General features: G+C 70.4%; 14 protein-coding genes. 12 read left to right on the top strand and 2 right to left on the bottom strand.

The window, feature by feature from the left end:
• Window positions 1-45 precede the first annotated feature (45 nt).
• The 6 genes from P4R38_RS07500 (at window position 46) to P4R38_RS07475 (ending at window position 5539) form a co-directional block, all read left to right on the top strand.
• Window positions 46-1152: a GHMP family kinase ATP-binding protein gene (locus P4R38_RS07500; protein WP_277191678.1), complete on the top strand. Its 1107-nt coding sequence runs from the start codon at window positions 46-48 to the stop codon at window positions 1150-1152.
• The gene (locus tag P4R38_RS07495) at window positions 1134-1775 is read left to right on the top strand and encodes a D-sedoheptulose-7-phosphate isomerase (RefSeq protein ID WP_275236994.1); all 642 of its coding nucleotides are present in this window, start codon (window positions 1134-1136) and stop codon (window positions 1773-1775) included. Before P4R38_RS07500 ends, P4R38_RS07495 begins: the two co-directional genes overlap by 19 nt.
• Window positions 1772-2344: a D-glycero-alpha-D-manno-heptose-1,7-bisphosphate 7-phosphatase gene (locus P4R38_RS07490; RefSeq protein ID WP_277191677.1), complete on the top strand. Its 573-nt coding sequence runs from the start codon at window positions 1772-1774 to the stop codon at window positions 2342-2344. Before P4R38_RS07495 ends, P4R38_RS07490 begins: the two co-directional genes overlap by 4 nt.
• A 105-nt stretch (window positions 2345-2449) precedes the next feature.
• The gene (locus tag P4R38_RS07485; protein ID WP_277191676.1) at window positions 2450-3460 is read left to right on the top strand and encodes a DUF3068 domain-containing protein; all 1011 of its coding nucleotides are present in this window, start codon (window positions 2450-2452) and stop codon (window positions 3458-3460) included.
• Window positions 3461-3462: 2 nt separating this feature from the next.
• Window positions 3463-4455 carry a UDP-glucuronic acid decarboxylase family protein gene (locus tag P4R38_RS07480; protein WP_277191674.1) on the top strand — a complete coding sequence of 331 codons (993 nt, stop codon included), beginning with the start codon at window positions 3463-3465 and terminating at the stop codon, window positions 4453-4455.
• 76 nt (window positions 4456-4531) lie between these two features.
• Window positions 4532-5539 (top strand): DUF3068 domain-containing protein, encoded by a 1008-nt coding sequence (locus tag P4R38_RS07475; protein WP_275236990.1) that lies wholly within the window; start codon window positions 4532-4534, stop codon window positions 5537-5539.
• 29 nt (window positions 5540-5568) lie between these two features.
• Here the strand turns inward: P4R38_RS07475 and P4R38_RS07470 are convergent, their stop codons facing one another.
• Window positions 5569-6393, bottom strand: a complete 825-nt coding sequence (locus P4R38_RS07470; RefSeq protein WP_409201245.1) for a class I SAM-dependent methyltransferase — start codon at window positions 6391-6393, stop codon at window positions 5569-5571.
• Window positions 6394-6606: 213 nt separating this feature from the next.
• Here P4R38_RS07470 and rpsA point away from each other — a divergent pair, with 213 nt between their 5' ends.
• A complete protein-coding gene (gene rpsA / locus P4R38_RS07465; protein ID WP_277191672.1) occupies window positions 6607-8106 on the top strand; it encodes a 30S ribosomal protein S1 in 1500 nt (499 codons plus the stop codon).
• A gap of 93 nt (window positions 8107-8199) precedes the next feature.
• Here the strand turns inward: rpsA and P4R38_RS07460 are convergent, their stop codons facing one another.
• Window positions 8200-8949: an SDR family NAD(P)-dependent oxidoreductase gene (locus P4R38_RS07460; RefSeq protein ID WP_277191671.1), complete on the bottom strand. Its 750-nt coding sequence runs from the start codon at window positions 8947-8949 to the stop codon at window positions 8200-8202.
• A gap of 52 nt (window positions 8950-9001) precedes the next feature.
• Here P4R38_RS07460 and P4R38_RS07455 point away from each other — a divergent pair, with 52 nt between their 5' ends.
• Genes P4R38_RS07455 through uvrB form a run of 5 tightly spaced genes read left to right on the top strand, consistent with a single transcriptional unit; the run spans window position 9002 to window position 14927 of the window.
• On the top strand, window positions 9002-9466 hold the full coding sequence (locus tag P4R38_RS07455) for a PPOX class F420-dependent oxidoreductase (RefSeq protein WP_277191670.1): 465 nt from the start codon (window positions 9002-9004) through the stop codon (window positions 9464-9466).
• Window positions 9467-9492: 26 nt separating this feature from the next.
• The gene (coaE, locus tag P4R38_RS07450; protein ID WP_277191669.1) at window positions 9493-10737 is read left to right on the top strand and encodes a dephospho-CoA kinase; all 1245 of its coding nucleotides are present in this window, start codon (window positions 9493-9495) and stop codon (window positions 10735-10737) included.
• A 26-nt stretch (window positions 10738-10763) separates the two neighbouring features.
• A complete protein-coding gene (locus P4R38_RS07445; RefSeq protein WP_277191668.1) occupies window positions 10764-11684 on the top strand; it encodes a siderophore-interacting protein in 921 nt (306 codons plus the stop codon).
• A 41-nt stretch (window positions 11685-11725) separates the two neighbouring features.
• Window positions 11726-12775, top strand: a complete 1050-nt coding sequence (locus P4R38_RS07440) for a lipoate--protein ligase family protein (RefSeq protein ID WP_277191666.1) — start codon at window positions 11726-11728, stop codon at window positions 12773-12775.
• A 40-nt stretch (window positions 12776-12815) separates the two neighbouring features.
• Window positions 12816-14927: an excinuclease ABC subunit UvrB gene (uvrB, locus tag P4R38_RS07435; RefSeq protein ID WP_277191665.1), complete on the top strand. Its 2112-nt coding sequence runs from the start codon at window positions 12816-12818 to the stop codon at window positions 14925-14927.
• The last annotated feature ends 9 nt before the right edge of the window (window positions 14928-14936 follow it).

The following is a 14936-nucleotide window of genomic DNA, read 5'->3' as shown; positions in this document are numbered from 1 at the left end:
AGTAGGTTCCACGCGCCGTACGTCGATCTGGAGGCTAGTGCGCCCATGACCGAACAGCTGCGCCCGCAGTCCGCCCGCCCGCAGGAGGCGCCCGCCGAGCCCCCGCGGTTCGACTACCGGCGACCCGTCCTGCGGGCCCGCGCCCCCCTGCGCATCTCCTTCGCCGGCGGCGGTACCGACGTCGCGCCGTTCCCGCAGCGGGAGGGCGGCGCCGTGCTGTCGGCGACCATCTCCAGCTACTGCTACTCCACGCTCCGACCCCGCTCCGACGGCCGCATCACCGTCCAGTCCTTGGACTACGGCACCTCGATCGGCTTCGGTGTCGACGACGACGTCGAGCTGAACGGCCACCTGGACCTGCCGAAGGCCGCGATCGCCCGGATCCGCGAGATCGACGGCGCGCTGCCGGTGACCGGGTTCGACCTGTTCCTGCACACCAACGCCCCGCCCGGCTCCGGCCTCGGCTCCTCCAGCGCGGTGATGGTCTCGGTCATCGGCCTGGTCGCCCAGCACTGCGGGCTGGACCTCACGCCGTACGAGGTCGCCGAGCTGGCCTACCGCCTGGAGCGAGAGGACCTCGGCATCCCCGGCGGGTCGCAGGACCAGTACGCCGCGGCGTTCGGCGGGTTCAACTTCATCGAGTTCCTCAAGGACCAGGTCGTGGTCAACCCGCTGCGGGTCCGCGACGCGACCGTCCACGAGCTCGAGCACAACATGCTCCTCGCCTTCACCGGTCGCACCCGGGTGAGCGACCACATCATCGAGGACCAGGTGAGCCGGTACGAGACCGGCAACGCCGACGCACTGGAGGGTCTGCGCGCGCAGAAGGAGCTCGCGGAGCAGATGAAGATCGCGCTGGTGCGCGGTGAGGTCGACACGATCGGGCGCCTCCTCGGGCAGGCCTGGTCGGAGAAGCGGAAGATGTCCTCCCGCATCACCACGCCCCTGATCGACACGGCCATCGCGCGGTCGCTGGAGCTCGGCGCACTCGGTGGCAAGGTCACCGGCGCCGGTGGTGGCGGCCACCTGATCTTCGTGTGCGAGTTCGAGCGGCGGCACGTGGTCGCCGAGGAGCTCATCCGGCTCGGGCTGACCGTCTCGGAGTTCACGTTCAGCAAGGAAGGGGTGGTGACGTGGAGGGCTCAGGGCTGATGGCCGCCGCGCACCCGCTGCGGGCCACTGGGCCCGAGGCACTGCAGGCAGCCGTCCGGGGGCAGCACGCCGCCGGGGTGGCCTCGTGGGCCGCACTGGCGCAACGGCTGGCGGAGCCGGGGCTCGTCGCCGAGGTGGACGCCGCCGGCGCCGCGCTCGTGCAGGCCATGGTCGACGGCGGCACCCTGCTGGTGGCCGGGAACGGCGGCAGCGCCGCCATCGCGAGTCACGTCGCGGCCGAGTTCATCGGCAAGTGCATCCACGACCGGGACCCGCTACCGGCGGTCTCGCTCGCGGAGTCGCTCTCGTCCATCACGGCCGTCGGCAACGACTACGGCTACGAGCACGTCTTCACCCGCGGTCTCGCCGCGCTCGGCCGCCCGGGGGACGTGCTGCTGGCCATGAGCACCAGCGGCAGCAGCCCGAACGTCCTCGCGGCGCTGGACGCCGCCCGGGAGCGGGGCATCCTCACCGTCGCTCTGACCGGGGCGCGCGGCGCGGGTCTGCGTGGTCGTGCCGACCACGTCCTGGTCGTGCCCTCGCAGGAGACGCCGCGCATCCAGGAGGTCCACATGCTGTGGGCCCACGCGTGGTGCGAGGCGGTCGACGTGCTGTGCCGGTGACCTCGACGCAGGAACGGCGACGACTGCTGCTGGGGCTGGACGACGCACCGATCCGGCCGGCCGAGCCGTCGGCGCCGTACGACATCGTCTTCCTGGACCGGGACGGCACGCTCAACCGGCACCGCCCCGGGTACGTCTCGCGTGCGCAGGACCTGGACGTGCTCGCCGACGCACCCGCAGCCGTCCGCCGGCTCAACGACGCGGGCTGCCGCGTGGTGCTCGTGACGAACCAGCGAGGGCTGGCGACGGGCGCCCTGCGGGAGGACGAGCTCGCGAGCGTCCACCAGGGCCTCGTGGACGCTCTCGCCCGTGCCGGCGCGTGGCTGGACGCCATCGAGGTCTGCCCGCACGACGCGGGGGAGTGCGGCTGCCGCAAGCCACTGCCGGGCATGTTCCGGCGAGCGCTCGACCGCGCTCCCTGGGCCGAGGCCGAGCGGTGCGTCATGGTCGGCGACCAGCCCAGCGACCTGGAGCCGGCCCGGCTGCTCGGCATGCGCGCGGAGCAGGTCACGCGACCGGCTCGCGGCATCGGAGAGGTTGTGCACTCCCTGCTCATGACCACCATCTGACACAGTTGTGACACGAATCTCAGGTCTTGGGGTTGATGTCTGCCGTGGCCCGTGCTGCGGATGCTACGGTCCGGTAAGTTTCTGGCCACCTTGGAGGTTTTGCTCGTGCGGAAAGCCGCAATTGTCATCGGGCTCGGCGCGTTCTTCCTGACGATGGCGCTCCTGCTGAAGTTCTACGCGTACGACAGGCTCGCCGTGGTCCCGCTGGACCAGAACACGCAGCAGGTGGCCCGTGACCAGCAGGCGACCTTCTTCGACGCCGACCACGTCAAGCCCGGCTCCGGGCCCATCGCCACCCGCCTGACCGCGATCGCGGACAAGAAGGCGAGCGAGTCGGCCAGTGACGCCACGGGCAAGGACGTCGTCGTCCTGGACTTCGGCCGGTACACCGACAACAACAACGAGCCCCCGCCCATGGAGGCGTACAAGGACCGGTTCGCCATCGACCGGCACACCGGCCAGGCCGTCCGCTGGGACGGCGACCGTCTGGACGACAAGTCGGCCCACCCCTCGGGACTGACCGTGAAGTTCCCGTTCCAGACGCAGCAGAAGACCTACCCGTTCTGGGACAACCGGCTCTCCAAGGCCGTGCCCGTGAAGTACGAGGGCACCGACACCATCAAGGGCCTGAAGGTCTACCGCTTCCACGACACCGTGGCGAAGACCAAGTACGCCGACCAGGAGGTGCCGCGCGGCGTGTTCGGTCAGCCGGACACCGGCGGCGTCGTCGCGGGGCGCTTCTACACCAACGACCGGACCATCTGGGTCGAGCCGGAGACGGGCGTGATCGTGAAGGTCCAGGAGAAGCGGCACGACACCCTGGAGCTCGCCGGCGCGGAGCCGGTGAACGCGATCACCACGACGAGCACGTTCGACGACAAGACCGTCAGCACCAACGTCGACGACTACAAGGACAAGGCGACCCAGCTGAAGATCCTGCGCTTCTGGGCGCCGCTGGCCCTGGGCATCCTCGGGGTGCTGCTCATCCTCGGCGGGCTGGCCCTGTCGGCCGCCGGCGGTCGGCGCGGCTCCGAGCGGACCGATGAGCAGGGCTTCGCCGACGTCGACGACGTGCTGCAGACCCGGCGCGGCCGCGCCGCCGGAGGTCAGGCCTGATCATGCGTGTCGTCGTCACCGGCGGAGCCGGTTTCCTGGGATCGCACCTGTGCGAGAAGCTGCTCGCGCGCGGCGACGAGGTCGTCGCGGTCGACAACTTCTGCACCGGCGATCCCGCCAACGTCGCCCACCTGGCCCACGAGGACGGCTTCGAGCTGCGCCGCCTGGACGTCTCCGAGCCGTTCACCGTCGACGGCCCGGTCGACGCCGTGCTGCACTTCGCCAGCCCGGCGTCCCCGGTGGACTACCTGCGGATGCCCATCGAGACCCTGCGGGTCGGTTCGGCCGGTACGCAGAACGCGCTCGACCTCGCCGAGGCCAGGGGAGCGCGCCTGGTGCTCGCCTCGACCTCCGAGGTGTACGGCGACCCGGAGATCCACCCGCAGCCCGAGTCGTACTGGGGCAACGTCAACCCGGTCGGCCCCCGCGGTGTGTACGACGAGGCGAAGCGGTTCGCCGAGGCGCTCACCCTGGCGTACCGCCAGTCCCGGGGCGTCAACACCGGCATCGTGCGCATCTTCAACACCTTCGGTCCGCGGATGCGGCCGAACGACGGTCGCGCGATCCCCAACTTCGTGCGTCAGGCGCTGGCCGGCGACCCCGTGACGGTGAGCGGTGACGGATCGCAGACGCGGTCCATCTGCTACGTCGACGACCTCGTCGAGGCGATCCTGCGGATGATGGACAGCGACCACTCGGGCCCGGTGAACATCGGCAACCCCCACGAGATCTCGATGAAGGACCTGGCGGACTGGATCGTGCGGCTCACCGCCTCCAGCTCGCCGATCACCTTCATCGAGCGTCCGATCGACGACCCCACCGTGCGTCGTCCGGACACCACACTGGCGTCGACCTTGCTCGGGTGGGAACCCCGCATCCCGATCGAGGACGCCCTCAAGTGGACGATCGGCTGGTTCCGCGACCGGCCGATCGGCACCCAGCCGCTGTCCGCGGCAGCCACCCAGGAGATCCTGGGCGGTTCGGACAACCGTTAGACCCACCGCTCACCCCCACCGCCGACGACGCTCGCGTCGCCCGCGGGTTCACCCTGCTCACACCTGGAGGTCCGCGATGCGCAAGGCATCCGTGGTCATCGGCCTTGGTGCGTTCTTCCTCACCATGGCGCTGATGCTGAAGTTCTACGCCTACGACCGGCTCGCGGTCATCCCGCTCGACCAGAACACCCGGCAGACCGTGGTGGACGACCACGCCACCTTCTTCGACGCCGACAAGGTGGCGCCCGGTGCGGGCAAGCTGACCACGGTCGCGACCGTGATCGGCGACCCGGACGCGAGCAAGGCCGCCTCGAAGCAGCAGGGCAGGGACCTGGTCGTCATCAACAAGGGCCAGACCTCCGACAACAACGACCAGGCCCCGCCGATGGACGGCTCGACGGACAAGATCGTCGTCGACCGGCACACCGGCGTGGCGGTCAACTGCTGCGGCACGGCCTCGAACGGCAAGCCCGCCCAGTTCAAGGGTCAGCTCATCAAGTTCCCGTTCCAGACCACCCGGCGCACCTACGACTACTGGGACGGCACGGCCGACCGCACCATGGCGATGAAGTACGTCAGCACCGAGACCATCAAGGGTCTGCAGACGTACAAGTTCGAGGGCGTCCTGCCGCTGGAGCAGTACCGCACCCAGGAGGTCCCGCGGGGGATCTTCGGCCTGCCCGACACCGGCGGCGTGGTCGCCAAGCGCTCCTACCAGAACACCCGGACGCTGTGGGTCGAGCCCGAGACCGGCGTGATCATCAAGCTGCAGGAGAAGCAGCACCAGGAGCTGCAGATCGACGAGCCGGGTGCCAAGCCCGTCAACGCGCTGACGACCACCAGCGTCTTCACCGACAAGACGGTGCAGGACAACGTCGACGAGTACGCCTCCAAGGCCACGCTGCTGAAGATCCTGCGCTTCTGGGCGCCCCTGGCGCTGGGCGCGCTCGGCGTGATCCTGCTGATCGCTGGCGTGTTCGTCTCGATCGCCGCGCGGTCCCGGCGCTCGCAGGAGGAGCGTTCGACCGAGGACGACCCGACGATGCCGATGCGGCGTCGTTCGGAGGTTCGCTCGGAGGTCTGACCGACCATCGCTCGTCGGCCGGCTGATCCTCAGCCGGCCGACGGCCGTCGGGCCACGAAGACGGCCGTGCCGGGGATGAGCCGGCCGCGCAGCGGGCTCCATCCGCCCCACACCTGGGCGTTGCGCTCCGGCCACTCCGGCTCGACGAGGTCCTCCAGGACGAGTCCGGCGCCGGTGATCTCGCGGACCCGGTCGCCGACCGTGCGGTGGTGCTCGGCGTACGTCGCGCGCCCCGAGTCGTCCTGCTCGACATAGGGGGTGCGGTCGAAGTACGACTGGTGCACGACCAGGCCCTCCGGCCCGGGCGCGTCGGCGAAGGCCCAGCGCATCGGGTGGGTGGTGGAGAACACCAGCCGGCCCTCCGGCCGCAGGACCCGCGCCGCCTCACGCATCAGCCCGGCGGAGTCGGCGACGAACGGCACGGCGCCGTACGCCGTGACCACCAGGTCGAACGACGCGGCCGCGAACGGGAGGGCGATCGCATCGCACTGCAGCAGCGGGACGCCGTGCGCGGAGCGGGCGTTCAGAGTCCGGCCCTGACGCAGCATGGCCGCGGACAGGTCAGTCGACACGACGTCGGCTCCCTGGGAGCGCAGGTAGCGTCCGCCCTGCGCCGCGCCGCAGCCGATCTCCAGGACCCGACGGCCGCGCGGGTCGCCGAGCAGACCCAGCTCCGCCTCCCGCAGACCCTCCGGCCCCCACACCAGGTCGTCGTCGCCGAGGAAGTCGCCGTGCTCGAGGTAGTAGGCGTGCGCCTCCTCGTCCCACCAGCGGCGGTTGGCCGAGGCGGTGTCGGCCTGGTCGAGGGCCCGGCGGGTCACGCCGTAGGAGAGGTCGGACTCCACGTCGCTCACGCCGGAATCCCGCTTTGACCCGGTTGTGGGCGGCTGGGTAGGGTATACGAGCGCGGACGTCTGCTCCGTGTGTGCATGCGAGACGTGTGCACGCGAGATCTGTACAACGTGTCCTACCTGTCCACCTCGGGTGGGTCGTCCGAACAGGCCGCCGGCGGTCTGAGCCCGGGCTGATCCCCTGACCATCACTGTCCACCGAAAGTTACCCACTACATGACTGCCACCACCACCTCGCAGATCGCTGTCAACGACATCGGATCTGAGGAGGAGCTGCTCGCCGCGATCGACGCGACGATCAAGCACTTCAATGACGGAGACATCGTCGAAGGTGTCATCGTCAAGGTCGACCGGGACGAGGTCCTGCTCGACATCGGCTACAAGACCGAGGGTGTCATCCCCTCCCGCGAGCTCTCCATCAAGCACGACGTCGACCCGGGTGAGGTCGTTTCCGTGGGCGATGAGGTCGAGGCCCTGGTCCTCCAGAAGGAGGACAAGGAAGGTCGCCTGATCCTGTCCAAGAAGCGTGCGCAGTACGAGCGCGCCTGGGGCACGATCGAGAAGATCAAGGAGGAGGACGGCGTCGTCACCGGCACCGTCATCGAGGTCGTCAAGGGTGGCCTCATCCTGGACATCGGCCTGCGCGGCTTCCTGCCCGCCTCGCTGGTGGAGATGCGTCGTGTCCGCGACCTCCAGCCGTACGTCGGCAAGGAGATCGAGGCCAAGATCATCGAGCTGGACAAGAACCGCAACAACGTGGTCCTGTCCCGCCGCGCGTGGCTGGAGCAGACGCAGTCCGAGGTGCGTACGACGTTCCTCAAGGAGCTGCAGAAGGGTCAGGTCCGCAGCGGTGTCGTCAGCAGCATCGTCAACTTCGGTGCGTTCGTCGACCTCGGTGGCGTGGACGGTCTGGTGCACGTCTCGGAGCTGTCCTGGAAGCACATCGACCACCCGAGCGAGGTCGTCGAGGTGGGCCAGGAGGTCACCGTCGAGGTGCTCGACGTGGACATGGACCGCGAGCGTGTCTCCCTGTCGCTGAAGGCGACGCAGGAGGACCCATGGCAGCACTTCGCCCGCACCCACGCGATCGGTCAGGTCGTGCCGGGCAAGGTCACCAAGCTGGTCCCGTTCGGTGCGTTCGTCCGCGTGGACGACGGCATCGAGGGTCTGGTCCACATCTCCGAGCTGGCCGAGCGCCACGTGGAGCTGCCGGAGCAGGTCGTCACGGTCGGCCAGGAGCTGTTCGTCAAGGTCATCGACATCGACCTCGAGCGTCGCCGCATCTCGCTGAGCCTCAAGCAGGCCAACGACGCCGCGGCCGGTGCTGCCGAGTTCGACCCGACGCTCTACGGCATGTCCGCGGAGTACGACGAGCAGGGCAACTACAAGTACCCCGAGGGCTTCGACCCCGAGACCAACGAGTGGCTCGAGGGCTTCGAGGCGCAGCGTGAGAAGTGGGAGAAGCAGTACGCCGACGCGCACGCCCGCTACGAGGCGCACCAGGCCCAGATCGAGCAGGCGAAGAAGGACGACGCCGAGGCTGTGGCCTCCGGCGACGCGACGCCGACCTCGTACTCCTCGGGCTCGAGCGACAACGGTGGCGGCGGCGGCGGCTCCTCCTCGTCCTCCAGCAGCAGCTCCTCGGCCCCGGCCGAGGGCACGCTGGCCTCGGACGAGGCGCTGGCTGCGCTCCGCGAGAAGCTGACGGGCAACTGATCCTCGCCTGACACGCCGCACGAGACGACGGCCCCGGACCTGCTGGTCCGGGGCCGTCGTCGTGCCTGCGGCTGGATGGGCCGCCGTCGGTGGTCAGCCCCGGCCGAGCAGGGTCCCGCCGTTGACCTGCAGGATCTGGCCGGTGGTCCAGCCGGCGTCGGGAGAGGCGAGGTGCGCGACGGCCTCGGCGACCTCGTCCGGCGTGCCGGGACGGCCCATCGGGATCGTGGCCACCCGGCTCTGCTCGAGGCCAGGGTTCTCGCGCAGCCGCTCCTCCCAGAACTCGGTGTCCGGTACGAAGCCGGGCGCCACCGCGTTGACCGTGATGCCGTCCGGCGCCAGCTCGGTCGCGAGGGAGAGCACCCAGGCGTTGACGGCCGCCTTCGCCGCTCCGTACGAGCCGGAGCCGCGCAGTGCGGCGATCGAGCTCATGGCCACCACGCGGCCACCGGGTCGGGACAGGTGGGGGAGGAGGGCCTGGGTGATCAGGACGGCGGTGAGGACGTTGCCGTCGAAGTCGCGCCGCCAGCCCTGGGCCGTCTCGGCGAGCGTGTCGGCACCGAGGCCGTAGTTCCCGCCGGCGTTCGCGACGAGCACGTCGATCGGCGGTCCGGCCGTCAGGTCGTCGGCGAGGCGCTGGACCGCGTCGGGATCGGTGAGGTCGCACGAGTGGGTGGTGACGTCGGCGAGCTCGTCGACGTCGCGCAGCTCCTGGGCGGTGCGGTCCAGGACCTCGGCGCGCCGGCCCACGAGCACGAGCTGGGGTTCTTCGACGAGGAGTCGGTGAGCGACGGCACGGCCGATGCCGCTGCCGCCTCCGGTGATGACGATGCGTCGTGACATGACGGTCACGCTAGACCGGCCGAGGGTGCCCGGCTCATGTGACCATGGGCTCATGCCCAGGACGATGGCCACGACGACCGCGGTCGAGCGCGGCGAGCTGCTCGACTTCATCCGCGACCGGCACCACATGGTGCTCATCACCACCCGGTCGGACGGCCGGCCGCAGTCCTCTCCCGTCACCGGGGGCGTCGACGGCGAGGGTCGGCTGGTGATCTCCAGCTATCCCGAGCGCGCCAAGGTCGCCAACGCCCGCCGCGACACGCGGGTGAGCGTGCTGGTGCTCTCGGACGACTTCAACGGCGCGTGGGTGCAGGTCGACGGCGACTGCGAGGTGATCGACGTGCCCGACTCGGTCGAGCCGCTGGTCGAGTACTTCCGCAGCATCTCGGGCGAGCACCCGGACTGGGAGGAGTACCGGCAGGCGATGCTCGACCAGGGCAAGTCGATCCTGCGGGTGACGCCGACCCGCTGGTCGCCGGTGGCCACCGGCGGCTTCCCGGCCCGCCTCGTCGACTGAGAGTCCAGCGCCCGTAAGGTCTTCGTATGCTGCGCGTCGGGCTCTCGGGTGGGATCGGTTCGGGCAAGTCGACGGCAGCGCGCCGGCTCGTCGAGCGAGGAGCGGTGCTGATCGACTCCGACGTGATCGCTCGGGAGGTCGTCGCCCTCGGCACGCCCGGGCTCGCGCAGGTGGTCGACCGGTTCGGTCGGGACGTCCTGACCGCGAGCGGCGAGCTGGACCGCCCCGCGCTCGGCCGCCTCGTCTTCGGTGACACCGGCGCGCGGGAGGCACTGAACGCGATCGTGCACCCGTTGGTGCTCGCCGAGACCCAGCGCCAGATGGACCGGGCCGCGACGGGCTCGGTCGTGCTGCACGACATCCCGCTCCTGGTCGAGCTGGGCCGGACCGTGGACTACCACCTCGTCGTCATCGTCGACGCACCGGAGGACGTCCGGCTGCAGCGGCTCGTCACGGACCGTGGCATGTCGCAGGAGGACGCGCGGTCGCGCATCGCGGCGCAGGCGTCCGACGAGCAGCGACGGGCGGCGGCGGACGTGCTGCTGCCCAACGTCGAGTCGGTCGAGGCGCTGCAGGAGCGCGTCGACGCGTTGTGGCGCAACCGGATCCGGCCGTACGCGGACAACCTCGCGGCCGAGCGCCGGGTGCGCCGCCCGGACCACGTCTCACTCACGGGTCCCGACCCGTCCTGGGCGGTCACGGGCGCGCGACTGGTCGGCCGCATCGAGACCCAGCTCGCGCGGGCCGGTCTCGGCGACCGGGTCGTGGCGGTCGACCACATCGGGTCGACGAGCGTGCCGGGGCTTGCGGCCAAGGACGTCATCGATCTGCAGGTGGGGGTGCGGGCGCTGGACGACGCGCTGACCGACGACTTCGCCGCCGGTCTGCTCGCCGCGGGCTTCACCGGCCGGCGCGGCCCCGAGACCGACACGGTCCATCCGTTCGCGCCCGACCCTGAGCAGTGGCGCAAGGTCTTCTTCGGCAGCGCGGACCCCGGACGTGTCGTCAACGTCCACGTGCGGGCGGCGGCGTCCGAGGGCGCCCGGACCGCGCTGCTGCTGCGCGACTGGTGGCGGGCGAACGCCGGCGAGCGGGACGCGTACGCGGCGATGAAGGCCGAGATGGCGCGGCAGCACCCCGGCGCAGACGGTGCCACACGGAAGGACTACACCGACGCCAAGGAGCCGTGGATCGCAGCGGCGCTGCTGCGCGCCCGGGCGTGGGCGGCGGAGACCGGATGGACAGCCCCCGTGCCCCCCGAAGATAGGTAAGGCAAACCTTCCTCTAGGGTGGGCGCATGAGCGTCGCCGTCGCCCCAGCCGCCGTCCGCCCGTTCGCGATGTTCCGCGTGCAGGTCAGCCGCGTGACCCGGATCAGCCCCCACCTCGTGCGCCTGACCTTCACGGGTCCCGACCTGCACGATCTCGCGGACATCGGCTACGACCAGCGCATCAAGCTGGTGCTGGCCTCGGCGACCGGGACGCTGGCGGACATGCCGACCGGCGACGACTGGTTCGGGCTGTGGCGCCTGATGGACGCCGACCGGCGACCGGTCATCCGTACGTACACGGTGCGCGCGGTGCGGTCCGAGGTCGCCGAGGTCGACGTCGACATGGTCGACCACGGGGACACCGGCCCGGCCTCGGCGTTCGCCGGCACCGCCCGACCCGGGGACGAGGTCATCCTGTACGGCCCGCACGCCGCCTACCCCGGGGAGCCGGGCGGCATGGAGTTCCGCACCGACCTGGCCGGCGTGACCGACCAGCTGATCGTCGGCGACGAGTCGGCCGTACCCGCCGTGGCGAGCATCCTCGAGCGGCTGCCGGAGCACGCCCGCGGGCTCGCGTGCCTCGAGGTGGGTGCGGCGGAGGACGTCCTGGACCTGCGGACGCCGCCCGGCGTCACGCTCACCTGGTGCATCCGCGGACCGGAGCGCGGCGAGCGCCAGCGGGACGCCGTCCGAGCGTGGCTGGACGACCACGCCGTCGCGGGCGCGTCCCACAGCGGCGCCAGCACCGTCGTCGCCGACGGGGAGGACTCCGCGTACTGGGAGGTGACCACCGACCGCGGCGCCGACCTGCCCCCGCTGTCGGCCTGGATCGCGGGGGAGTCCTCCGTGGTGCGAGCGATGCGCCGGCTGCTGGTGGGCGAGTACGACGTCCCGCGGTCCGCGGTGGCGTTCATGGGCTACTGGCGCGAGGGGCACCGGGAGTGCTGACCACGCGGTACCGCTGCTGAGCAACGGCGTACGGTCGGGTCATGCGAGGCGAGTACAAGGTCCCCGGCGGCAAGCTCGTGGCGGTCGACGTCGAGGTGGCCGGCGGCCGGCTGTCGAAGGTGTCCGTCTCGGGAGACTTCTTCCTCGAGCCCGACGAGGCGCTGGAGGACATCGACGCCGCACTGGTGGGGATGCCGGAGGACGCCTCCGTCGACCAGCTCGCCTCGGCGATCACCGGCGCGCTGGACGACTCGGTGTCCCTCATCGGATTCTCGCCCGCGGCGGTGGGCGTGGCCGTACGCCGGGCGCTCGGGCGAGCGACGGGGTGGGCCGACCACACCTTCGACGTCATCTCGGCACGGGCCATGGCGCCGGTCATGCACGTTGCGCTCGACGAGGTCATCGCCCAGGAGGTGGCCCGCGGTGACCGGCCGCCGACGCTGCGGTTCTGGGACTGGGACTCCCCGCTGGTGGTGATCGGCTCGTTCCAGTCGTACCGCAACGAGATCGACGCCGACGGCGCGGCTCGCCACGACATCGGGGTGGTGCGGCGGGTGTCCGGCGGCGGCGCGATGTTCATGGAGCCGGGCAACTGCATCACCTACTCCCTCGTCGTGCCGAGCTCGATGGTCGAGGGCCTGTCCTTCGAGCGCTCGTACGCCTTCCTGGACGAGTGGGTGATCGCCGCACTCGCCGAGGTCGGCGTCAACGCGCGCTACGTCCCGCTCAACGACATCGCCTCGGACAAGGGCAAGATCGCCGGCGCCGCGCAGAAGCGGTTCGCCTCGGGCGCGGTCCTGCACCACGTGACGATGGCGTACGACATCGATGCCGACAAGATGCTCGAGGTGCTGCGGATCGGCCGGGAGAAGATGTCGGACAAGGGCACGAAGTCGGCCAACAAGCGGGTCGACCCGATGCGCAGCCAGACCGGCCTGTCCCGCGAGGCGATCATGTCCTCCTTCCTGGACACCTTCCGCGGGATGTACGCCACGCACGACTCCGCGTACACCGAGGCCGAGCTGACCGAGGCTGCGCGGCTGGTCGAGGAGAAGTTCGGTACACCGGAGTGGACCCACCGCGTGCCCTGACCCTGGTGGGACTGTCGGTGGCAGCGTCTACCGTTGACGTATGCGTCCCACGACTGACCTGCAGCGCCGGGTGGCTCCGTTCGAGGTGGTGTCGGAGTACAGCCCGAGCGGTGACCAGCCGACCGCGATCGCCGACCTGACCCGGCGGGTGCAGGCGGGTGAGCAGGACATCGTGCTGCTGGGTGCGACGGGTACGGGCAAGTCGGCGACCACCGCGTGGCTGATCGAGCAGGTGCAGCGGCCGACCCTGGTGATGGCGCCCAACAAGACGCTCGCCGCGCAGCTGGCCAACGAGTTCCGCGAGCTGCTGCCGAACAACGCCGTCGAGTACTTCGTCTCCTACTACGACTACTACCAGCCCGAGGCGTACGTCCCGCAGACGGACACCTACATCGAGAAGGACTCCTCGATCAACGACGAGGTCGAGCGGCTGCGCCACAGCGCGACCAACTCGCTGCTGACCCGCCGCGACGCGATCGTGGTCGCGTCGGTGTCCTGCATCTACGGTCTGGGCACCCCGCAGGAGTACGTCGACCGGATGGTCCAGCTCAAGGTGGGCCAGCAGATCGAGCGCGACGACCTGCTGCGCCGGTTCGTGCAGATGCAGTACACCCGCAACGACCTGGCCTTCACTCGCGGCACGTTCCGGGTGCGCGGGGACACCGTGGAGATCATCCCGGTCTACGAGGAGCTCGCGATCCGGATCGAGTTCTTCGGCGACGAGATCGAGCGCATCTACACGCTGCACCCGCTCAGCGGCGAGGTGGTGAACGAGGAGCAGGAGATGTACGTCTTCCCGGCCTCCCACTACGTCGCCGGGCCGCAGCGGATGGAGCGCGCGATCGCGGGCATCGAGAGCGAGCTGGAGCAGCAGCTGGCGACGTTCGAGCGCCAGGGCAAGATGCTGGAGGCGCAGCGGCTGCGGATGCGCACCACCTACGACATCGAGATGATGCGCCAGGTGGGCTCGTGCTCGGGCATCGAGAACTACAGCCGCCACATCGACGGCCGCGGTCCCGGCACGGCGCCGAACTGCCTGCTCGACTACTTCCCCGAGGACTTCCTGCTGGTCCTCGACGAGTCGCACCAGACCGTCCCGCAGATCGGCGCGATGTACGAGGGCGACATGTCGCGCAAGCGCACCCTGGTCGACCACGGCTTCCGGCTGCCGTCGGCGATGGACAACCGCCCGCTGAAGTGGGAGGAGTTCCTGGAGCGGATCGGTCAGACCGTGTACCTGTCGGCGACGCCGGGCGACTACGAGCTGGCCAAGTCCGACGGCTACGTCGAGCAGGTCATCCGCCCGACCGGTCTGGTCGACCCCGAGGTCGTCCTGAAGCCGACCAAGGGCCAGATCGACGACCTGCTGCACGAGATCCGCGAGCGCGCCGAGCGGGACGAGCGGGTGCTGGTCACCACGCTGACCAAGAAGATGGCCGAGGACCTCACCGACTACCTGCTGGAGAAGGACGTCCGGGTCCGGTACCTGCACTCCGAGGTCGACACGCTGCGGCGCGTCGAGCTGCTGCGCGAGCTGCGGCTCGGCGAGTTCGACGTCCTCGTCGGCATCAACCTGCTGCGCGAGGGCCTGGATCTCCCGGAGGTGTCCCTGGTGTCGATCCTGGACGCCGACAAGGAGGGCTTCCTGCGGTCGGCCCGCTCGCTGATCCAGACCATCGGACGTGCGGCGCGCAACGTCTCCGGCCAGGTGCACATGTACGCCGACTCGGTGACGCCCTCGATGCAGGAGGCGATCGACGAGACCCAGCGCCGGCGCGAGAAGCAGCTGGCGTACAACCTGGAGAAGGGCATCGACCCGCAGCCGCTGCGCAAGAAGATCGCCGACATCACCGACATGCTCCAGCGGGAGGACGCCGACACCGACACGCTGATGGGTTCCGGGCGCAGCCAGTCGCGCGGCAAGAGCGGCGGACGTGGCAGGGGAGCCGGTCAGGTCCAGGCGGACGCCGGTGTGGCCTCCGGCCGGCTCGACGACATGCCCGCCAGCGACCTGGCCAACCTGATCCAGGAGCTCACGACGCAGATGCACCAGGCGGCCGCCGACCTGCACTTCGAGCTGGCCGCCCGGCTGCGGGACGAGCTCGGCGACCTCAAGAAGGAGCTGCGGCAGATGCAGGAGGCGACCCGCTAGGCCGTGCGC

The organism is Luteipulveratus flavus, assembly GCF_029439465.1.
Classification (GTDB): Bacteria; Actinomycetota; Actinomycetes; order Actinomycetales; family Dermatophilaceae; genus Luteipulveratus; species Luteipulveratus flavus.
Note: the sequence above shows the minus strand (reverse complement) of the source record. Positions and strands in the feature narration are given on the sequence as shown.